This is a genomic window from Flavitalea flava (assembly GCF_054461575.1).
Genome location: NZ_JBTLQH010000043.1, coordinates 1 through 20,538 on the forward strand (window position 1 = coordinate 1; position 20,538 = coordinate 20,538).

Genomic DNA, 20,538 nt, shown 5'->3' on the forward strand with positions numbered 1-20,538 from the left:
GACCTGTATATCAAACTGGAAGGCATCGATTCCAAAGAAGCCGCCAAAAAAATCCTTTCCAGGGAAGTCTGGCTCTCCGAAGCTGATTTTGACCAGTTTGCCGGTAAATCAGCTCCCATTTCGATGGTTGGTTTTCATCTTTACCAGGACGGACAGGATTTAGGTGAGATTTTGGAAGTGATCGAGCAGCCGCACCAGGTTCTTTGTATGATCGATCTTAACGGCAAGGAAGCTCTCATTCCTATCCATGAGGATACGCTTCAAAAACTGGACAAACGCAATAAGAAGGTCTATGTGATTCTTCCGGATGGGCTGCTGGATGTTTACCGGTAAAATTTAAAGCTCGTTAGTTAGTACAAAATCAAAATACTGCAGCTCGCTAAAATCTATCAGGGTCCCATCCTGGTGGGTGGCGCAGGGAATCGTCAGGACAGAATAATCAAATGTGCAATCACTGTGGATACCATCCTGCCACATATAGTCGAAATCCATGTTAATAATCTTGTACACGAAGGTTGAGTTTATCCCCAATAATCTCCGGGCATCTGTCATTACATACAGGCGGTTCTTCCCTTTTTCAAAAGCCAGCGGAATAATGCTCGCGTCGTCGATTCCATGTTGATGTTCAACCTGGCAATCATATAATTTCCCTTTGATCAGTTCAAAAAAGGGTTGGTCGAGTTGAATCAGGCTCAGGTAAGATGAAATACCAGGGTTTTCATGAGTAAGGGGTTTGCCAGTTTTCATGGTAAGTGGTTTAATGAGGTTACAGCGTTAATTAAATCTTCTTATAATAAAAACACCTGAGATTTTATTTAGTACTAGCCGGATCCTGGATTTATTTTTGCACGTCCTCTGCACTGCTTTTTTTCTCCATTTGTACAAAAGAATGCCCGTTGGGGTTATACATGACAGATCCGAAGTACGTAGTTTTACGATCTTAAATCAAGTTTTATGTCATTGCCAATTAATATTGATGATCTTCTTCATGGCCATGTGGTTGAATGGGAACGAATCGAATTTAAAGAGGGATGGAACGAACTGGATATCCTACACACTATTTGTGCCTTCGCCAATGACTTCAGAAATCTGGGTGGCGGGTATATTGTAATTGGGATTGCAGAGAGGGAAGGAAGACCCGTATTTCCGCCCAAAGGATTGGACGGTTACTTTCCAACGCAAACTTATCCTGGTCATATGGTGTCCGGGTGGTATGGACAGACCTTATGAAGCGCCCGATAGTTTTACAAAGGCCGCCCCGCGGAACTATTATATCCGGAAGTTTAATAATACCGTAAAACCCAATAAGGAGGAAAAGCAGGAATTGCTTCGGTTTGCCGCCATTCCTTTTGACGACCGGATCAATTATCAGCATACCTATAAAGATTTGTCTCCGGCTTTGATCATGGCTTTTTTACAGGACGCAGGAAGCAAACTTTTTGAGGATGTCAATAATGCCCCTTTTCTCACTATTTGCCGGCAAATGAATCTGGTTCAGGGACCCGATGAATTTATCCGACCCAAAAATTTTGCCCTGATGTTCTTTAGTGCTCATCCTGAAAAGATATTTCCCATGGCACAGATCGAGATGGTTAATTTCCAAACCCCGACTGCCGATAGTGATTTTTCGGAAATTTATTTTAAAGGGCCACTTCAATATCAGTTAAAGGAGGTTTTGGGATATTTTAAGACCTATGTGGTAAAAGAATTGGTTCGGAAAGTAAGTTACCAGGCACAGGCACTCCGTAATTTTAATTTCCCTTATGACCATACCTGTCCATGAGGCATTTTTAGATAGCCCGGGGGCTTTCTGTTACTAAGATCACCAAATGACTGAATTTCCAGTCATTATCCGTAAGATTTGCCGATAATGACTGAATAATTAGTCATTATTAAGTATTATATAATGGACGAAAAAGGGGACTCCATTGCGAAAGCAATAAAAAGCACTTTGCTTGCATGAAAGGAGGTGTAAAAATCGAAAACCCGGAAGCATGAAATAAATCAGGGGCTTCCGGGAACTGTATGATACAAAAGTAACTGATTTTTTACTTTTTTACAATTCTTTTTGTGATTATGAAATACAAGGTTTTTCAAGAAATCATGTCGGCTTCGAGAATGAGCAGGTATTTAGCCGCTTGCAAGGGTGATACCCGTAAGGCAATGGCATTGTACCGCTTAAATCTAAAATTAACTCAGGAGTTATTCACTGTAATAAGCTGCTTTGAGGTAGCCTTAAGAAATAAAATAGATCAACATTATTCAAAAAAGGTAGGAATAGATTGGTTAAGGGATTCTGTTTTGCCAGGGGGAATGTTCAATAATCGACACTGTGGAAAAACACCATCTATTTTACTAGATGCCTTACGGAAATTAAGTATTTATTCACATCCCAAATTAATAGCAGAAATGGATTTTGGTTTTTGGCGATACATGTTCGCTCGTCATCAGTTTTATGTCGGTGGTCAAACATTACTTACTATATTCCCTGCCAAGCCCAAAAGTACTTTTGCAATTAAATATGATCACAATTATGTTTTTTCTCGACTTGAAAAGATAAACCTCCTTCGAAATTGATGAAGGTTCTTTGCTTTATGGAATTGATCATATTAGTAATATTTTAAAAAGAATAGATTGTATTTAGTTCAGATCAGGATAAAAAAAACCAGAAGCATGATGTAAAATCAGGGGCTTCCGGGATCTGTGACTCAAATGTGACAGAACTTTTTTTTCGAAGGATAGGAATAAAGTTTTATTTTAATGATCCTATAAATTCTGACAAGGCCATTCCAATCTCATTCGGCGAATCCTCCTGGATATAATGAATTCCTTTCACCGTTGTTTCTTTTTGATTCGCCCAGGTCCGGCAAAAAGAAAGTGCGCGGCCTACCAAAATTGATCCCGGCTCGGCAACGATCAGCAATTTGGGGAAAGTAGTTCTGGCCATCCATTGACCGTAATCCTGTACAATACCGGCCACCGTAACCGGATTGCCTTCGATGGGCAATTCTCTTGGGAATACGAGGGTCGGCAGGCGGTGTTCTTTTTCCAGGAAAGGTTGGCGGTAAACATCCATTTCTTCCTGGCTAAGGGTGCGAAGAATGTTTTTCGGCAAGGCCGTTTCGATAAAAAAATTATCATCGAAGATCAGATTGGCTCCTTTTTCTGAACGGATGGCGCGAAAGATGTTGTCCCTGCCATTGGGAAAATCCTGCCATTCCCGGGGTTGGACGATGGCTTCCATATAACAGATCGCTTTCACTTTTGCCGGATGGCAATAAGCCCAGTAAAATCCAAGTGCCGAACCCCAGTCGTGCAAAACCAGGGTAACCTTATCGAGATCTAATGCAGCAAACCATTTATCCAGGTATTTTGCATGGCGTAAAAAAGAATACTGACCGGAAGGCTCCTTTCCGGATCTCCCCATCCCGATAAGATCCGGGGCGAGGCAACGTCCTTGTCCGGCGACATGGGGAATGACATTACGCCATAAAAAGGACGAAGTGGGATTGCCATGTATGAACACGATGGGATCCCCGCTGCCCAGGTCTATATAACTCATTTCCACACCATCGATCGTCAACTGTTCCCTGGGATGAGGATCAATGGGCGAAACGGCCGGATGGACAGCATTGGCTAAGACAGACATAATTACGGTGTTTTAAAGAATATACCGTAAAATTCTATCTTTGTTGGACTAGTTAGATAGACCAGTTTTCATTTACCTGCTAGGCCAGATTCCCGCCCCTCATTTCTTCGCCCCCAATTGATTCCCATGATCATCGGTTTGAATCATATTCCCGGTGAATTGACTATCAAAGGCCATAAACACCGCCTTCCATGTTTTTTTGGCCGGATCAAAAAGTAACAGTGCGCCGTCCTGCCAAATCCCATTATCACGGGAATGGCCTCCCTTTGCAGGATTACCCTGGTTGGCATGAATATCATGAATACCGCCGTTCTCACCCGCAAAAAAGACCTGTGAATTATCCGTCCAGGCGGCGCCAAAGGCAAAGAGCATATTCCCGCCATTAATGGCGGCATCGAAAAGATGGGTCAGCAGATCCTGTATATCGTTGTTCGGGCCTGTTTGATAGAATGGCATGCTCTTCATATCCGCTGTATTAACCAATCCTTTCAAACGGACAAAATCAAGCGATAGGCCCCCTGGTTTGGACGGTAAGGCATTAAAACCGGCCTTTACCTTGCTGCTCGTCAGGAGTGATGTCAGACCCGGCAGTTTGAATTTGTCGACATATTTCAAACGGATCAGTGAGGCACCCTTATTGCCATGTTCTTCATCCGAGACAATATCCACGGCTACACGGTGAAGCTTTCCTTTTTTCCCTTCCACCAGTATCTGGAAATGAGGATGATCGGTTTGTTTCGGTTTTCCTCCGGGAGGGTGACCTCCGCCAATCCCGTATTGCAAAGGCTTGCATTTCAACAGCGAGTAATTTTTGATGGGCATAAAGACGGGTTTTTAGATCATAGAACTATAAGTCCATAGAAAGGTAAAATGATTTGATAATTCCCGAATGGGTATAAATACCTTTTTTAATTCAACTATTTCGAAAAATTTAAATAAATTTGGACCAGTAAAGTAAAAGCCTCAGCCTTGACGCCTTAACCGTAGAAAAATGAATCAGCCTGTTTTTACTATTACATTTCAGTATGCCTTAGACGGCTCCTCCATTATTGTTCCACTCACCGCGGAAGTGCAGGGGAACCCGGAATCTCCATTTTATGTAGTTCAGAACTTTCATACACAGCATCATCGGGAAGGAACAGTTTTGCCTGCTGTCGAAATCAAACGATTAGAAGGATTTTGGGTCCATAGGGACAGCGAAAAAGAATCGCTAATCAGTCAGGCCATAGGTCTGGCCATTGACAGGAAGGAAGCATCGGATAAAGATTCTTTGACATTACAAACATTTGCAGATACGGATCCTGCCAAAATATAGATCATCCTTACGCAATTTGCCCGGAAAGAACTTTGGCTACAAAGCCGGCTATCGCGCTTCCAACTTCTTCGGGAGCATCTTCCTGTAAAAAATGTGCTCCCTTCACGGTGATTTCCTGTTGATTCGGCCATGCCCGGCAGAACTGCCGTTGTGCACCGATAAGGAATCCGGATGGATCTCCGTTAATGAATAGTTTTGGAATAGGGCTTACAGAGAGCCAACGGGAATAGGACTCGACAACGGCGACGACATCTTGCGGCTGTCCTTCGATCGGCAGCTCCCTGGTCCAGGTAAGCATGGGTTGGCGGGAAGGCCCAGGGTTTCTGTAATAACGCCGGTAGATTTCCAGGACCTCTTCAGAAATACCCCGTAGAGGAAGAAGGTATTCGATAAAAAGATTTTGCCGGAGGATCATGTTTTCTCCAACTGGCGTACGTTGCGCCTGGAAAAAAGCCTTTGTTACTTCAGGCCATTCGTCCCAGGAATGAAATGGCCGGACAATGCCTTCCATATATACGATTGCTTTTATACGTTCAGGATGACGCTGAGCCCAGGTAAATCCAAGTGCCGATCCCCAGTCGTGCACTACCAGGATAATATTGTCTTTTATTCCTATTCCCTCGAACCAGGCATCCAGGTATCGCTGATGATCTACCAAACGATAAGAGCCGTCAGGCATAGCCCCTGAGTTACCCATCCCTACCAGGTCTGGTGCAATACACCGTCCAAAGGGCAGACAATAAGGAATAATATTTCGCCATAGATAGGATGGGGTCGGGTTACCATGTAAAAAAACGATCGGGTCGCCTTCTCCGACATCAATGAAGGCCATATCCGTATCAAGTACTGTTATCCTTTTTCGATAAGAGGCGTCCTCTGTTGAAATTTCAGGTTTTTTCATAATGATGTTAAATAATGAGATTGAAATATTCCGTCGGGATAAGAATACAAGATTAGATGCATGATAAGTGCATGATAAGTGCATGATCAGAATGTATGATCAGAATGGATCAGAATATCTTCTGCAATTCCACCGCCTTTCGTTGAGCGACCAGCTTTTTAATAAGCGTCTGTTCTGAGGAAGCGATGGCGAGGGCGGTACCGATCTTTATTAACAGGGATTCCACTTTTGGATCGATGGATGGATTGTTAAGACATAATTCCGTGCAGTAGGAAAATAGAGCCAGATCATTGACGGGATTAATCTTCAGGATCAGGTAACGGATATATTCCTGCTCATCGGTAATAGAAGGTTTGTAGGACCGGTATCTGATCAATTCCTCCTTTACCGCCATTCTGGGCGTTAAACCCAACAGGACAAGTTTTTCGGAAAGATCGTCCATTTCCCTTCCGGTAAAAATCTCATCTTCCAAACAACAATGAAAAAATAAATGACAAAGGGCCTGGTCCTGATCTTTTACAATGGTCGTATACATGGGTAGCGTTTGTTTGCGTTAGTTATTCAATTCCTGTGCCACCAAAAATTGGCATGGTTTTTAAAGATCCCTACAGGAGTTAAAATGAATAATCTTACCCACAAAAAAAACAAATCATGAACAAACGTACCAAAATAGGCACAGCCGCTTTTTCATTTATGCTAGCCTTCGCGCTTACCAGTTGCGGCAGCAATGAATCCAAGCCTGTCAGCACTTCACAGGATTCCGTCGTTAGTCCGGCACCTGATAATTCAAGCGCAACGAATTCTTCGCTGGCAGATACAGCCTATAAGAAGGACAGTGCCCAGATCAAACGCGATTCAATAAAAAAGTAACAAGTAAAGAAGCCGGAGCTCAGGTATTTGGCTCCGGTTTTTTGGCGGCAGCCTGTTCCAAAACCGGGCGCGGATCGAAAACTACTTTGACGGAATTGATCTTTCCATTTTTTACATGATACCATCCGCATCCAAAGATCGTTAAACCGGACATGTCGAGATCATAAAGAAGACAGACATCATCACCTTCTTCAAAGGCTTTTTTAATGGCATATTTAAACTTCATCTTTTCCATATCCTTGAAGTAGGCATCGGCTCCGTTCCGGGAGTCAAGCACGCCTTCGAAGACCATATCGTCACTGGCAAAGGTTCTGGCCGTCCTGAACTCTTCCTTATTTAGGGCGTCTACACAAGAGAGCACAATATTTTTAGCACTGGTTTCTATAATTACGGCAGAATCCCTGGAAGTTTCTTTTACTACCGCATGATTTTTGGTTGTCATAGATTTCCTTTTTAAATTTAGTAAAAGCAGCATCCTACCATCTTGCCAACGGCTGAATGCTGCTTTTTTGCGTACGCATCTTGGTCCTTTATGCTGACCAGGAGTTGATCTCCTTCGCGCGTGATTACTACAAGAGCGGATCTATTTGATCATCGCTTATGCGTACTGATCACGCAGGGATTTGATCTCGTCATGGGAATCTTTAAGATCCTTTTGTTGGCCAACCAGCAGATCCCGGATAAAGGCGGGTAATTCTTCATGCTCTAAGGCTGAATCATAAGCCTCTTGTGCGGCATCTTCCCCGGCCTCGCAATTTTGCAGTACGGTATGACGGTCATGCCCGGTAAAGATGGCCTTGACGTCCATCCATGCCCGGTATATTTTGCCGCTGGTGGTAGTACCCTGTTCAACGGTTGCGCCAAGTGTCTGAACTTCCGTGGCGAGGGCAATTTTTATTTTATGGCTTTCGGCGATCATGGAAACGAATAAAACCTTTAAGTCTTTATCTTCTTCCTTGGTCTCTTTAATAGCTCTTTCATATCCTGTAATGCGGTCGTTGTTTATCTGGATCAGGTCATTCAGGACTTCGATTGTTTTTTCATTGTTTTGCATATTCGTAGATTTTAGATATCTACCTGGTAAAATCATGCCACCCCAGTGTAAGATAAAAACAAGGAGAAAAATGGCCTCCGCCGGGGGAATTAATTACACGAACCGCTCCCCATTTTTTGCCATCGTTTTGTTAATATGACGGGCAATATAAGCAGCATCTTTTCCCACGCCGCCAATCTGGGCGGAAGCCAGGGAATACTGGAAGGCCATACCGGTAAAATACAAACCTTTGTGACCTTGCGAAATGCCGCGGTAAGTGAGCGGATAACCTGTTTCATCTGTCACGCCGGGTAAGCGGATCCAGGAAAAATCCCTGTTGTAACCCGTGCACCAGATAATGCCGGAAACTTCCAGCGTATGGCCATCCGGCAATAGAGGGCATCCATTACGGACGCCTTCTATTTTGGGGAGTGGTACCACACCGGCTTCATAAACGGTTTGCGGAGAAATATTGATCAGCGGTGCTGCTGCCCCCTGCACTTTAATTGCGTTGCGAACCTTGCGCCCCATCGGGGTATGAATGGTGAGGATATTGCGCATCATCCAGATAAACAATCTGCCTGCATAACGGAGGGCAAAATCGGGAATCCGGGCAGGAGGTTTTCCGGCGACATAGGTCCGTCTCCGGGACCTTACCAGATCGAGGGCGATCTGGAGACCTGAAGTGCCGGCACCCACAACCAATACCGCTCCCTCTGGAAGTCCTGAAGGTTTTTTATATACAGAAGAATGTAATTGCACAATACGCGGATCGAGCTCCCGGGCAAAAGCCGGAATTTTGGGGATGGAATAATTGCCGGTTGCGACTACCACGTTCCGGCAACTCAGTGTTTTTCCATCAGACAGCGTGATCAGATAACCGTCCTCCTTTTTAACAAGATCCCTCACCTTGGTTTGCAAACGGACCGGCAAGTCAAAATGGGCAACATATTTTTTCAGATAAGCGGCCATTTCGTCCTTGGTTGGACAGAGATCCTGGTTGCCGGAGAAAGGAAGACCTGGCAGATCATTTGCCCAATAGGGGGTGAAAAGACGTAAAGAATCCCATCGGTTCGCCCAGGCATCGCCGATCGCGGCTGCGGCATCGATGATCAGGAAATCTATTTTCAAACGTTGAAGATGATAGCCGGTGGCCAGGCCGGACTGACCTGCACCGATGATAATGGTATGGGTATTCATCCCGCAAAAGTCCATGAATAACCGTTGCCGGACAATCGCAGAAAACCGTGATTCGTTAGAGCAGTGAACATTTCGAAGCTTCTTTGATCAGCTCCATGGAATTTTTCACTTCTAATTTCTCCAATAGGTGCCTCCGGTGCGTCTCGACGGTATTAATACTGATTTTACAGGTATGCGCGATCATTTTGGTGGAGAGGCCATTCCCGATCAATTGCAGGATCTCCTTTTCCCGCCGGGTCAGTTGTTGCTTAGGTTGAACAGGGTCGGCATTTGGAGTTTTACGGGTAGCTGCCTGGTGCTGAACGGCGACTTCCAGCATATGATTGCAGGATCTGTCCTCATGTAACAAAGATTCTAGGGGGTCGTCCCCTGTTTCTTCAAAAGGGCGTACTTCCATCTTGCACAGGATCTCGTCGATCACGGCCTTTTTTCCATAGGACAAAAGGAAACGTGTATCCCGAAGTCTTACCCATTCACCGTCACCCCTTTTTAAGCGATAATGGAGACGAACGGGAGAAATGGCCTGAGGATTACGGGTCAATAATTCTTCATGACCGGCGATGATCTTTTCCGTTACCCGCGCCAGGTCTTCCGGATGGATGAGTGAAAACCAAAAATTCATTCCGCCTTTATCGAACTCATCCGAAAGATATCCGGTGATCCTTTCGCAGGGGGCCCCCATCATTTGTAATTTTATATTACTGTGACAGGTGATTAAAAAGATGCTGCAATTTTCATTGGCGGCATCCTCAAAAAAATCATCCGGTATTCCGGATTGCCCGATAAGATCGGATTGAAAAATAAAAGCTGGCATTTTTTAACATTTTTAAATGAGCGTCATCACCCCTTTACCGTCAGCACCGTCACTCCTTTCGAACGATAACGGTCCAGCAGCCCCCCCTGCTCCGGGTGATCGGTGATCAAGGTATGGACAAGGTCCAGACCGGCAAAATGTAAATATGCTTCTTTGCCGATCTTTCCGGCATCGCAAAGCATATAAGTGTTTTTGCTTCGGGCTGCAAAAGCAAGGGTAATGGACGCCTCTTTTTCACTGTTGGCAAACAAGCCGTTGAGGGAAATTCCATCTACCCCCAGAAAGGCCCTGGTCGCCTTATACCGGGTTATATGTTCTTCGGCGATCTTTCCGTGTATCGCTTGCCTGTCCCGGTCGACCTCGCCTCCGATCATATTCAGCGTAACCGCCGATTCCCGTAATTCGTAGATAACGGGTAGGGAATTGGTGATCACCTTGATCCTTTTGTTCCGGATAAAAGGGCACAAACGGAATACGGTGCTGCCGCAATCCATAAAAAGAATATCCCCGTCGTTAATTTCTTCTGCCGCTCTCCGGCAAATGGCATCCTTGGCCTTGGCATTTACCGCAGTTTTGTTCTCAAAGGCTTTTAAATTGATGAGCGGATCGATTTTCATGGCTCCTCCATGTGTACGGGATAACATTCCCTCCTCTGCCAGTCTGTTCAAATCCCTTCGTACCGTGATCTCAGAAGTCTCCAGGTCCAGCGCCAGCTGGTGTATATCCGCCTCACCCGTTTCATCGAGGGCCTGAAGAATTAATTGTTTTCTTTTTTGAAATGTCATAGCTAATACCTTAACTTGATCTAAATTAATCAAATTTAATCAAAAATGATCATTGTGGAAAATAAATTATTCCCCCTGCAGATCCTGATCGCCGGTCCCTATCGTTCCGGAACCAATGACGATCCAGTTTTAATGGAAAAAAATCTCCGGAAACTGGAAGAGGCAGCCCTCCCCATTTTCCGGGCGGGTCATTTACCGGTAATAGGAGAGTGGTATGCCCTGCCTTTGTTAAAAGTGGCTGGTTCTCAATACCTGGGAGATCCTATTTATGAAGAAATTCTTTATCCGGTAGCGGCCAGAATTATAAGAAAATGTTACGCCATCTTACGGCTGGAAGGGGCCTCCAAAGGCGCCGATGGGGATGTCCGGCAGGCGGAAGAACTCGGTATTCCGGTCTATTACCGGTTGGAGGATCTGCTGGCCGAACTGAAGATACTGACCGATCCGGAAGCGATGGCCTGACTATTTTCCTGAACCCGCGGAACCCTCTGAACTCTCTGAACTCTCTGAACCCGCGGAACCCGCTGAACCTGCTGAACTCTCTGATCCGGATAGATTCAAAAGCTTAACAGGATACTATTGCTCAGGCTATAATAGAATTTATCGATCGGAACGACGGGCCGCGTATCATACAAACCGGTATAGATGATGGAGAGGCCAAGATGTTTACCCGCCTTTATGTCCCAGCGTATATGCGGGGCGATCCTTGGCTGAAAACGATCGGGCCGGGTCTGCAGAAAAACATTGAACGTAATATCGTTGTTGCCATTTGGTTTCCAGTCCAGGCGGAGAAAGGAATTCAGTTTGATCAGGCGGTTGACGATGGGTACGGCATGTACCGGAACCTTGACGGTATCGACCCCGGCATAATTCCATTTTTCATATTCATACATCAGACCCAGCCCGCAATTGAGATCGAAATGGTCTCCTTTAAAAAAATTATAGCGGACATTCGCGCCGGCCAGGGCACGACTCAAAATGCCCCGTTTGTTGTCCCATTGATATTGTACAAAGGGTTCCGGCTGAACCTTATTCTTATAACCATGCCGGTAACGCAGATGAAAATAACCGGCATTCAGGATATCATCCGGACCATTATACGTGAAACGGTAACTGGCGGCAAAAATAAACAGCTCCTTATATTTTTGTACCATCATCTCGGCCGTGTTCGTGGCATCGTATAAGGTTTTGTTTTGTTTGTCGATCTCCAGACCCGAACTCAGGTTAAAAGTGGTTTTTGTCCGGTGGTCATAGGCAGAGGTATCGATTTTGTCGATATTCAGGATCTGTCCCTGAAGACCCAGGGAAAGAAAAATGGACAGCCAGCAGCAGCAGACCGGCAAGAGCCGGATCAGGATTTTACGGTTCATGAATACCCGGGATTTAGCCTGAATATAATGTTAAAACCTTGAATGGGAAAATGAGTGCCTGGCCAAACTTTGACAGCATGGCCAAACTTAAAGGGGCGGTGGCATATCCTTTGCTTTTTACAGGACATGGAAACCATTACCATTGGCATTGCCTGCCCACTTTCCGGACCCTCTGCTACCTTAGGCCAGGAAATGAAACAGGCTATCGAGTTGGCCATTGAGGAAAAAAATGCCCAGGGGGGAATAGCGGGAAGAACGATCAGGGCCATTGTAAAGGATGATGCCGGCAAAGTGATAAATGCCCAGGAAATTGCGGGCTATTTTGCCGGAGAATCCGATCTCTGCGGTGTGATCGGTCATTATGGAAGCGACACCAGTATCGCAGCCGCAAAGATCTGCCAGGAAAACGACCTGGCACTGGTTGCGCCGATAGCCTCCAACCCCGTATTGACCAGTTCTCAATTTGTTAATGTATACCGCTATACTAACCGGGACGATCATACGGCTGAAGCGATCAGTCATTATCTGTACCACGGGATGAACAAAAGAAAAGCAATAATCTTTAAGACCCATACTCCCTATGGCAATAGCATGGCCGGTCAGTTTGAGACGGCCTTTATGCGGGAACACGGAAGGATCGTCGATAGTCTGACCGTTTACGAAGGAGAACAGGATTTTGACGAACTGATCAGGACCTCGTTTAAGAAAAAGGACATCGATCTGGTCTTTTATGGCGGCAGTTTTGAAGGCGCTTATTTGTTAAAAGCCATACGCAGGGCGGGATATAACCAGTTGCTGGCTACCGGGGACGGATGCTGGGACCGGCTTAATTTTTTAGAACCGGCAGGTAGAGCAGCAGAACAGGGGGAAGGTGTTTTGGTCCTGTCAGCATCTTCCGCGATAGGAGATGTAGAGGGTTCCCTGGATTTTGCCAAAAAATATGAAGCCCGATACGGCCCCATTATTAATTATGCCTTGAATGCCTATGACGCGGCTAGTGTACTGATTAAGGCCATGGAACAAACCCCTGTTTCTGCCGGCAGGCTTCCTGGCCGGAGAGAGATCATCGAAACCTTGAAACAAATTTCCTTTAGGGGCATTGCCAATCCGAATCCACTGGTATGGGATCATAACGGCGATAATACCAACGCCATAACCCGGCTGAACATAGTGAAGGGTGGCAAATTTGTAGAAGATGCCTGTATCAACAGGGCAGTAAGCCCCGATCTGGCTAAAATTCCATCGCTTTGAAATCACGGTCAGGGTTTTTTTAGCACGATATACTGATAGGCTTGTAGATTTACCCTGCCTTGTCCATCTACATTCAGACCGCTTCCATTAAAAACATTCGTCCAGGAAATTCCTGTACCCGTACCGGCACCCGTCAGGGCAGCCGGCATAGTAAAAGAAGCAGCCGCATTACGAAGATTGACGATCACCAAAACCGTTTGTTGGTTGAAGGTCTTCGTGAATACACAAACATCTGCATTGCTGTAGGTGACCAAATCTCCCTGTTGAAGCGCTCCGCTGCCGGCGCGAATAGACAGGAGTCGTTTATACTCGGCCTTCATATCTGGGTTGAGCGTCCAATCGATGATGGTGCTGTTATTAAAATAATTCAGTTTAACCGGGCAACCAACCTCCTGCCCGTTGTAGAGCATGGGCACACCATTCATATACGCACTCACGACAAAGGCCGCCAAAGAACCGGCTTTGCCGCCGAGCAGATCCAAGGGTGTACCATCGCTGTTGTCGACATCATGATTGGAAATATATCGTACGACCTGGTCGTTCGCACCGGCATTCGAATATTCAACCTTATTAACCGAATCGAGGGAAGTAGCGGAACCTTGTTTGCCATATACATTATTCACCAGGTTGTAATAAAAACCCATTCCGTATTCCAACTGGAAACCTGCTGAAAAATGATCCTTACGCGTTCCTTCTGCAAACAATAACAATTTATGACCAGGTATAGTGTGCAGACTGTCGATCGCCTGCTGCCAGAAATCAAACGGTAAAAAATCAGCGGCATCACAACGATAACCATCTATATTGGCCTGATATACCCAAAATTGCATTGCCCTGATCATTGCCTTACGGAGATCAGTATTCGAAAAATTAAGCGCAGCTACATCGTTCCAGCCAGTATTCGGCGGGCTGATAATATTGCCAGCGCCGTCCTGTTTGTACCAGGCCTTATTGCTGGTCCAGGCATTGTCCCAGGAGCTATGATCGGCTACCCAATCGAAGAGCACGGCCATATTGCGTTTGTGCGCTTCTGTTACCAGCGTGCGCAGACCGTCGAGGGTTCCGAATTCAGGATTCACCCCCATAAAATCCCTGACACAATAAGGAGAGTTCACCGATTTGAGAACCCCGACCGGATAGACCGGCATCAGATAAAGTGTATTCACGCCTAAGGCGCGGATGGAATCCAGTCTGGCCTGCACCCCGGCAAAATTCCCTGCAGCACTGAAGGCCCGGAAATTTACCTGGTACATAATGACATTATAAGGATCCGGAACCTGCGCATACGGCGTACCGTATTGCGCAGGTTGGATGACGGTATCAGCGGGCGGCGGATCCGGTGGAGTTACCGGCGCAAGGGGATCTGTCTTATGACAAGCCAGGGCCAGGATCACCCCCATAAAATATATAAAATTCATTCGCATCTTATTTTTTTAATTCTTCATCGCTATTTAATTCTTCACTACTTTCTAATTCTTCACCGCTTTATAGGAATATTGACCCGAAATATGCAGATCCAGCGTGATCGTGTAATTGCCATCCGCCGGAACGGTTAAATTGTTGAGCCCGTTTGTATAACCAAAGAAGGGGTTATCGGCATAAGCCAGGTTGCCGCTATTGTCGATCCCGAAATCGATCGTCCACCCACCGTTAGCTCTGAACTTATAACTCCCGTTCTGTTTCATAGCAGCCGTCACTGTCCATACCTGGTTGTTCGCATCATAGGTCATCTGGGTATCCGAACCCCAACCACCTGGGGTAGCATCTCCGATAATACCCCAGGTCACCGCCGTGGCCGTCCAGGTGTTCGTATTCAGATTGGCCGTCAATTCATAATAACCGTCATTGGGAACGGAGAGACCGGCTGCATTGCCGTCCGTGCTGAACGTGCCATTTCCGCCATCGCCATAGTTGGTATGATCCCAGTCGGGGGAATTGGTATACTTGAAATATTGGATACCGCCGCCGGTGATATTGACATAGCCCTCATAGAGACCTGTGCTTCCTTTTAAATTAAGCGTAGGGGCAGCACCGGGGTTCCAGCCCTGGTAACCGCCGGGAATAAAAAGATAGGGCGGGAATTTGGGGACCGTGACCAGGAAGACCAGCGAATTGGAATAAACAGGTGCGACCGTGGAATTCGATCCGCCGGCCTGCTGTACATTGCTGATTACCCGGACGGCAACCGGATTGACGCTGCCGGGACCGAATCCCATGGCAGAAGCAAAATTGCTCAGATCGTTACCCAGGAATGCCCAACTGAGACCATTCACACCGGCCAAAAAACTTTTGGCCTTTGCCCATCCTGCCGCTCCGGAGGTATCAGAGACCCTATCCAGCTGCAAGGTATAACCAATCAGGACCTGGCTGGCATTATTCACGGCCGGCCATTTGAACCGGATCACGGTATCTCCGCTGTTGGCAACACTGAGCCCTACGCTGTCCGTACTCGCCGTCAGGGCGCTGGCGGGGAATACGGCCTGTTTGATGATAATGGGCTGGCCATCTTTTTTACAACCGGCCAGTACCAGGATAAACATAATCATCCCGACAGCGATAGCTGTCAAATGACCCTGGAATTTTTTTATCGGTAATTGCATAAAAATCGTATTTATAAATCATGAACAATGAATCGATACCGGCTGTTCCGCAACGCACCATCAATATCCCGGGTTCTGCACCAGGTTGGGATTGGAAATGATCTCCGTCGAAGGAATGGGAAAAAGGGCGAAGTGGGCGTCCACTGCCGTTCCTGCCTCAACTCCTCCTTTCCAGGGCCAGAGAAAGGTATTGCCGGTAAACAGGCCGTAACGGATGAGATCGGTTCTCCGGAATCCTTCCCAATACAGTTCCCGCTGTCTTTCATTTAATATATCCTGCAGGGTAAGGCTGGTCAGATCGTTATTCGCATTTCCATATCCCCGTTCACGAAGCTGGTTCACATAGGTAAGAGCCGTTCCCGCATCGCCTCCGCTGCCGCCCCGGAGTACCGCTTCCGCATACACGAGATTCATCTCGGCCACCCGGAAGAGCGGGAAGTCCGTACTGCAGAGAACGCCATTGGGAGAATACGGCGTGGTCCCGGCCGAAGTTTTGTTGCTGAATTTGTATACGGCAATACCAAAGTCAAAAGTGATCGGATCGGATATTTCCACCGTACCGGGACCGAACATAGCCCGTTTGTCACCATTGCCGCTGTAATCCCCGAATTGCTGGGGCAGGGCCTTGGTACTCCGGTTGCCTTTCCATCCGCCGCCGGGAATGCCATAGGCCGCATTGTCTGCAGGTACATTGCTGTGCGAACTGCAGATCAGGAAGGTCGTACCTCCGAAATTCTGGGCGCTGCTTGCGTCATAGGCGATCGGCAGGATCACTTCGGGATTGTTCAGATTATTATCGCTCAGGAAAAGATTCCTGTATTGCTGCATCAGCGAGTAGCCGGCATTCAGCACTTTGGAAGAATAGGTTATTGCTTCGGTATATTTTTTTGTTCCCGAACCCAGATAGATCTCCGCATTCAGATAAAGACGGGAGAGCAATGCCCAGTCTGCCGCCTGGTCCGCACGGCCGTATTCATTCTGATGGGGTGCGGCGAGCGAAGTGTCGATCGCCTTCAGCTCTGACTCGATATAACCGAACAGCTCTGCTTTTTTCAAGGGCTTCGGAAAAAATTTGCCGATCTGGTCCTTCTCCGTCACGAAGGGAGGATTACCGAACAGATCCATCAGCACCCAGTACTGGTAAGCCCGGAGGAAACGGGCTTCGGCGCGGTAATGACGGATTTCCTTTATGTCTGACACGGAGAAACCATGGCTGTTGATGGCATCTTCCGAGGCATTGCGGATGAATTCATTGGCGACCGTGATCTGGAACAAACAGCGACTATACAGGGCTGTTAAATAGATATTGGCGGATGTCCAGTTGAAATTGTGAAAATTCTGCAGAAAGCCATCATTCCAGGCGCAAATATCCTCATCCGTGGTCAGCTCCTGGGCATTCCAGTAGGACCGGAGGAAATCCGTGGTGGCAGGATCCGATATACCCGCCACATTTATATCCGAATTGCCTGCACCCGAACTGCTGACCAGGGTGTAACTTCCATATACTTTGGCAAGGACCTGTTTGTACCCGCCGGGCGTGGTATATTGAACCGCCGCAGTATTGGAATTCAAAGGCTGCTGATCCAGTTGTTTCGAACAGGAAGAAAAAAGCCCCGGGCTAAGGATCAGACCAGTCGCAAAGAGCATGGCTACGGCCGGCCGATTATTGGTAAAGCGTAATTTGTTGGTCATATACTTGGTATTAAACAATTAAAATTGAAGGTTTACCCCTAACACATAGACCCTTGGTCTTGGGTAAAGGACATTGTCATAACCGCCATAGATCTCCGGATCCATGCCCGTATATTTTGTCACCGTGAAAACATTCTGGCAATTGGCATTGATACGGAGGCTCGCATGCTGACGGAATACCGACCCCAGTTTATAGCTGAGCCCCAGGTTATCCATTTTGAGGAAAGATGCATTCTGTACAAAATAGTCGGATTGCGACTGGCCATTGATAAATTGCGAATGCAGCACATCGGTCAGCGTATTGGACAGGAACCCCAGGGTATTGAAGATACTGGCCTTGTTGGCGCCCTGGGCCACGTTGTTATACATATAATTGCCCACATTCGCCCGAAGCACCGTGCTCAGCGTCCAGCGGTTATACGTGAACTGGGTGCTGAAACCCATGATCCATTTGGGGAAGGGGGATTTATATTTGTAAAGATCCTGCGTATTGATAAGGCCATCCTTATTCACGTCCTCATAGACACCTTCGATGGGACGTCCTGTCTTCTCATAGACCTGGTGGTATACATAAAAAGAGCCGGCATCGTATCCCACGGCATTGATCTGCACGTTATTGGCATAGAGCGTTCCGGGGAAGGAGGGGTCCTTCGATGCAGTAAGATTGGTAATGGTGGTTTTATTATACGCCACATTAAAGCCGGCATCCCAGCTGAAAGACCGTGTTTTCACCAGGTTGGCGCTGATCTGTACTTCCACGCCCTTGTTCTCCACATTACCGACATTGGTCAGCAGCGTATTGCTGAAATTGGTGCCCGCTGCCACCGGAGCGATATTCAGGAGATCCTTTGTTTTCTTTTGGTAAAAATCGATGCTGCCCGTGATCCTGTTTTGCAGGAATCCATAATCGAGACCGGCATTATAGGTGGTCGTCGTCTCCCATTTTATATTCGCGTCATAAGCGCCGGGAGAAGCCATATTATAGGTAGAATCCCCGAACTGTACCCTGGAACTATTATCTCCGGTGGAATAAACTGCCTGGTATGGATAGGCGCCGATGCCGTCCTGGTTACCCGTTACGCCATAACTCAGCCGCAGTTTCAGATCGGAAAGAGTGGTATTGTTCTTCAGGAATTGCTCCTGGCTGACCCTCCAGGTGAAGGCTGCCGAAGGAAATACCCCCCAGCGCACATCGGGATTGAACCGCGAAGAACCATCCGTACGAATGGTACCGGCGAGATAATAACGGTCGTCATAAGAATAGACCAGTCTTCCGTAATAAGACAGCAGTACTGTTTGGGGCTTGTCATAAGGATGCGGCGGATTGGTGCCTTGGGTGACATGTCCGGTAGCCTGGACAAAAGGATAAAAATAATTCTTAGAGAGATTATCATAATAACCATATCCTCCCGTGGCTGTCACACGGCTTTTGAGGGAAGACAATTTTTTGTCATAGGAAAGATAGAATTCGGCTACCGTATTGGCGATCGAATTTCTGTACTGGTTGTTCTGACCCGTATCCAGGAAATTCTGACCGGCATAGGCGGGCACCTTGATCGTTCCGCTGCCTTTGGCGACATCATAACCCAGGTTCACATTGGCATGCAGATCGGGCAGGAAGGGCAGTGCATAATCGATCTGCACGCTGCCGAAGCTTCTCTGGACCTCGCTTTGATTATGATAAAGATCGAGCAGTGATACGGGATTTCGGGTAGCCAGTTTGGTGAGGGTTACCGTAGAACCGGTCGTGGACGCCCATTCGAAATAATTGCCGAATTCGTTTTTGGCGTGTACGGGTTGGGTAGGATCGAAGCTGATAGCGGATTGGATGGCAGATCCGTTCGCGAACCGCGCCTTGCTGAGGGCTCCTTTCAGATTGATATCGATCTTCAGGGCTCCGTCCAGCAAACGGGGGCTCAGGGATATGCCTCCCGAAAAACGCTGCAGATTATCGGTCCGCACGATACCCTCCTGATTGAGATAACCGACGGAGACCCGGTAGGGCATGTTCTTCACCGCTCCGGTCAGGCTCAGGTTATTATCCGTACTGATGGCTGCCCGGAATATCTCTTTTTGCCAGTCTGTATTGGCGCTGCCAAGGAGTGACTTATACGTATGTGTACCGTCATAGGTCCCGCTGCCCAGGCTATCCACCAAATGGCGGAACTGGCCGGATGACAGCACGGAGGTTTCTTTGATCAGTTTGGCGAGGGACACCTGTGTGGTAAAACTCAGCACCGGTGAGCCGGCCTTTCCTTTTTTAGTAGTGATCATCAACACCCCGTTGGAAGCCCTGGAACCATAAATGGCCGTCGCCGCTGCATCCTTGAGCACGGTGAACGATTCGATGTCATTGGGATTCACCAGGCTCAGCGCATTGGAGGAGCCATAGATATTATTACCGCTGAAGGGCAGTCCGTCGATAACGATCAGCGGATCATTGCTCGCATTCAAAGAGGCGCCTCCACGGATCCGGATCGTACTCCCCGCTCCGGGCGCTCCTCCATTGGATGTGATCGAGACCCCGGCTACCTTGCCGGCGATCAGTTGTTCCGGTGTCGTAATGGCCCCCATCTGGAAGTCCTTGGAATTGACGGTCGTTATGGACCCGGTCAACTCTTTCTTGCGGGTGGAACCGTAACCGATCACCACCACATCGTTCAGGATAGTGGAGGAAGAGGGTCGAAGCACCAGGCTCATCACGGCCTGGACCCTGGTGCGCAGATTTTCGTAACCGACGGAAGTTATCAGCAGGCTGTCCTCCGGTGAGGCCAGCAGGGAAAAGGCGCCGGTCTTTCCGGTATACACCCCTTTTCCTTTATGGAGTACCTGGACGGATGCGGATTCGACCGGTTCTCCTTTTTCATTCTTAACGGTTCCGGTAACAGGGCCTGTAACGGCCCCGGCTGGTTGCTGTGCGTTTAGCCGCAGCAGACCCAGACAGCAGAAGGTCCCGAGCAGTAGCAGTTTTGGTGCAAATGATACATTCATATATGGCATATTGAGTGAACGTGTTGAAAAAATGGTTGATGTACAGGGTACGCAGGATACTAAATAG

23 protein-coding genes are annotated in these 20,538 nt (G+C 47.3%); 8 read left to right on the forward strand and 15 right to left on the reverse strand.

Features of this window, described 5'->3' with window-relative positions; translation table 11 throughout:
* Positions 1-333: ribosome maturation factor RimM (locus ACX0G9_RS25735; protein ID WP_459067842.1), on the forward strand; the 333-nt coding region annotated here is incomplete at its 5' end.
* 3 nt (positions 334-336) lie between these two features.
* Here the strand turns inward: ACX0G9_RS25735 and ACX0G9_RS25740 are convergent.
* The gene (locus tag ACX0G9_RS25740; protein WP_459067843.1) at positions 337-747 is read right to left on the reverse strand and encodes a hypothetical protein; all 411 of its coding nucleotides are present in this window, start codon (positions 745-747) and stop codon (positions 337-339) included.
* Between the two features lie 207 nt (positions 748-954).
* Between ACX0G9_RS25740 and ACX0G9_RS25745 the strand changes: the two genes are divergently transcribed.
* From ACX0G9_RS25745 to ACX0G9_RS25755, 3 genes are all read left to right on the forward strand, one after another.
* A complete protein-coding gene (locus ACX0G9_RS25745) occupies positions 955-1,230 on the forward strand; it encodes an AlbA family DNA-binding domain-containing protein (RefSeq protein ID WP_459067844.1) in 276 nt (91 codons plus the stop codon).
* Positions 1,214-1,783 (forward strand): hypothetical protein, encoded by a 570-nt coding sequence (locus tag ACX0G9_RS25750; protein WP_459067845.1) that lies wholly within the window; start codon positions 1,214-1,216, stop codon positions 1,781-1,783. The genes ACX0G9_RS25745 and ACX0G9_RS25750 overlap by 17 nt, the downstream gene beginning before the upstream one ends.
* A 293-nt stretch (positions 1,784-2,076) precedes the next feature.
* Positions 2,077-2,577, forward strand: coding sequence for an Abi family protein (locus ACX0G9_RS25755; RefSeq protein WP_459067846.1), 501 nt, complete (start codon positions 2,077-2,079; stop codon positions 2,575-2,577).
* Between the two features lie 175 nt (positions 2,578-2,752).
* Here the strand turns inward: ACX0G9_RS25755 and ACX0G9_RS25760 are convergent, their stop codons facing one another.
* Both ACX0G9_RS25760 and ACX0G9_RS25765 read right to left on the reverse strand, forming a co-directional pair.
* A complete protein-coding gene (locus ACX0G9_RS25760; RefSeq protein ID WP_459067847.1) occupies positions 2,753-3,649 on the reverse strand; it encodes a haloalkane dehalogenase in 897 nt (298 codons plus the stop codon).
* Positions 3,650-3,748: 99 nt separating this feature from the next.
* A complete protein-coding gene (locus ACX0G9_RS25765) occupies positions 3,749-4,471 on the reverse strand; it encodes a DUF2278 family protein (protein ID WP_459067848.1) in 723 nt (240 codons plus the stop codon).
* A 169-nt stretch (positions 4,472-4,640) separates the two neighbouring features.
* Between ACX0G9_RS25765 and ACX0G9_RS25770 the strand changes: the two genes are divergently transcribed.
* Positions 4,641-4,964: a hypothetical protein gene (locus ACX0G9_RS25770; protein WP_459067849.1), complete on the forward strand. Its 324-nt coding sequence runs from the start codon at positions 4,641-4,643 to the stop codon at positions 4,962-4,964.
* A 7-nt stretch (positions 4,965-4,971) separates the two neighbouring features.
* Here ACX0G9_RS25770 and ACX0G9_RS25775 read toward each other — a convergent pair whose 3' ends face one another.
* Together ACX0G9_RS25775 and ACX0G9_RS25780 are read right to left on the reverse strand one after the other, a co-directional pair.
* Positions 4,972-5,865: a haloalkane dehalogenase gene (locus tag ACX0G9_RS25775; protein ID WP_459067850.1), complete on the reverse strand. Its 894-nt coding sequence runs from the start codon at positions 5,863-5,865 to the stop codon at positions 4,972-4,974.
* A gap of 109 nt (positions 5,866-5,974) precedes the next feature.
* Positions 5,975-6,400 carry a hypothetical protein gene (locus tag ACX0G9_RS25780; protein WP_459067851.1) on the reverse strand — a complete coding sequence of 142 codons (426 nt, stop codon included), beginning with the start codon at positions 6,398-6,400 and terminating at the stop codon, positions 5,975-5,977.
* Between the two features lie 116 nt (positions 6,401-6,516).
* On the opposite strand from ACX0G9_RS25780, the gene ACX0G9_RS25785 reads away from it, so the two are divergent.
* Positions 6,517-6,735 carry a hypothetical protein gene (locus ACX0G9_RS25785; RefSeq protein ID WP_459067852.1) on the forward strand — a complete coding sequence of 73 codons (219 nt, stop codon included), beginning with the start codon at positions 6,517-6,519 and terminating at the stop codon, positions 6,733-6,735.
* 19 nt (positions 6,736-6,754) lie between these two features.
* Here the strand turns inward: ACX0G9_RS25785 and ACX0G9_RS25790 are convergent, their stop codons facing one another.
* From ACX0G9_RS25790 to ACX0G9_RS25810, 5 genes are all read right to left on the reverse strand, one after another.
* Positions 6,755-7,177: a nuclear transport factor 2 family protein gene (locus tag ACX0G9_RS25790; protein WP_459067853.1), complete on the reverse strand. Its 423-nt coding sequence runs from the start codon at positions 7,175-7,177 to the stop codon at positions 6,755-6,757.
* 156 nt (positions 7,178-7,333) lie between these two features.
* Positions 7,334-7,789, reverse strand: a complete 456-nt coding sequence (locus ACX0G9_RS25795) for a PA2169 family four-helix-bundle protein (protein ID WP_459067854.1) — start codon at positions 7,787-7,789, stop codon at positions 7,334-7,336.
* A 93-nt stretch (positions 7,790-7,882) separates the two neighbouring features.
* Positions 7,883-8,983: a flavin-containing monooxygenase gene (locus ACX0G9_RS25800; RefSeq protein ID WP_459067855.1), complete on the reverse strand. Its 1,101-nt coding sequence runs from the start codon at positions 8,981-8,983 to the stop codon at positions 7,883-7,885.
* Positions 8,984-9,023: 40 nt separating this feature from the next.
* Positions 9,024-9,782: a helix-turn-helix transcriptional regulator gene (locus ACX0G9_RS25805; RefSeq protein WP_459067856.1), complete on the reverse strand. Its 759-nt coding sequence runs from the start codon at positions 9,780-9,782 to the stop codon at positions 9,024-9,026.
* Between the two features lie 26 nt (positions 9,783-9,808).
* Positions 9,809-10,567 carry a DeoR/GlpR family DNA-binding transcription regulator gene (locus ACX0G9_RS25810; RefSeq protein ID WP_459067857.1) on the reverse strand — a complete coding sequence of 253 codons (759 nt, stop codon included), beginning with the start codon at positions 10,565-10,567 and terminating at the stop codon, positions 9,809-9,811.
* A gap of 45 nt (positions 10,568-10,612) precedes the next feature.
* Between ACX0G9_RS25810 and ACX0G9_RS25815 the strand changes: the two genes are divergently transcribed.
* Positions 10,613-11,029 carry a hypothetical protein gene (locus tag ACX0G9_RS25815; RefSeq protein WP_459067858.1) on the forward strand — a complete coding sequence of 139 codons (417 nt, stop codon included), beginning with the start codon at positions 10,613-10,615 and terminating at the stop codon, positions 11,027-11,029.
* Positions 11,030-11,124: 95 nt separating this feature from the next.
* Here ACX0G9_RS25815 and ACX0G9_RS25820 read toward each other — a convergent pair whose 3' ends face one another.
* On the reverse strand, positions 11,125-11,937 hold the full coding sequence (locus ACX0G9_RS25820; protein ID WP_459067859.1) for a hypothetical protein: 813 nt from the start codon (positions 11,935-11,937) through the stop codon (positions 11,125-11,127).
* A gap of 126 nt (positions 11,938-12,063) precedes the next feature.
* Here ACX0G9_RS25820 and ACX0G9_RS25825 point away from each other — a divergent pair, with 126 nt between their 5' ends.
* Positions 12,064-13,188, forward strand: coding sequence for a branched-chain amino acid ABC transporter substrate-binding protein (locus ACX0G9_RS25825; protein WP_459067860.1), 1,125 nt, complete (start codon positions 12,064-12,066; stop codon positions 13,186-13,188).
* 8 nt (positions 13,189-13,196) lie between these two features.
* Here ACX0G9_RS25825 and ACX0G9_RS25830 read toward each other — a convergent pair whose 3' ends face one another.
* The 4 genes from ACX0G9_RS25830 to ACX0G9_RS25845 are packed head-to-tail and all read right to left on the reverse strand — an operon-like array spanning position 13,197 to position 20,471.
* On the reverse strand, positions 13,197-14,606 hold the full coding sequence (locus ACX0G9_RS25830; protein WP_459067861.1) for an alpha-amylase family glycosyl hydrolase: 1,410 nt from the start codon (positions 14,604-14,606) through the stop codon (positions 13,197-13,199).
* A gap of 51 nt (positions 14,607-14,657) precedes the next feature.
* The gene (locus ACX0G9_RS25835; RefSeq protein WP_459067862.1) at positions 14,658-15,788 is read right to left on the reverse strand and encodes a SusE domain-containing protein; all 1,131 of its coding nucleotides are present in this window, start codon (positions 15,786-15,788) and stop codon (positions 14,658-14,660) included.
* Positions 15,789-15,848: 60 nt separating this feature from the next.
* A complete protein-coding gene (locus ACX0G9_RS25840) occupies positions 15,849-17,480 on the reverse strand; it encodes a RagB/SusD family nutrient uptake outer membrane protein (protein WP_459067863.1) in 1,632 nt (543 codons plus the stop codon).
* Between the two features lie 18 nt (positions 17,481-17,498).
* The gene (locus tag ACX0G9_RS25845) at positions 17,499-20,471 is read right to left on the reverse strand and encodes a SusC/RagA family TonB-linked outer membrane protein (protein ID WP_459067864.1); all 2,973 of its coding nucleotides are present in this window, start codon (positions 20,469-20,471) and stop codon (positions 17,499-17,501) included.
* Between the last annotated feature and the right edge of the window lie 67 nt (positions 20,472-20,538).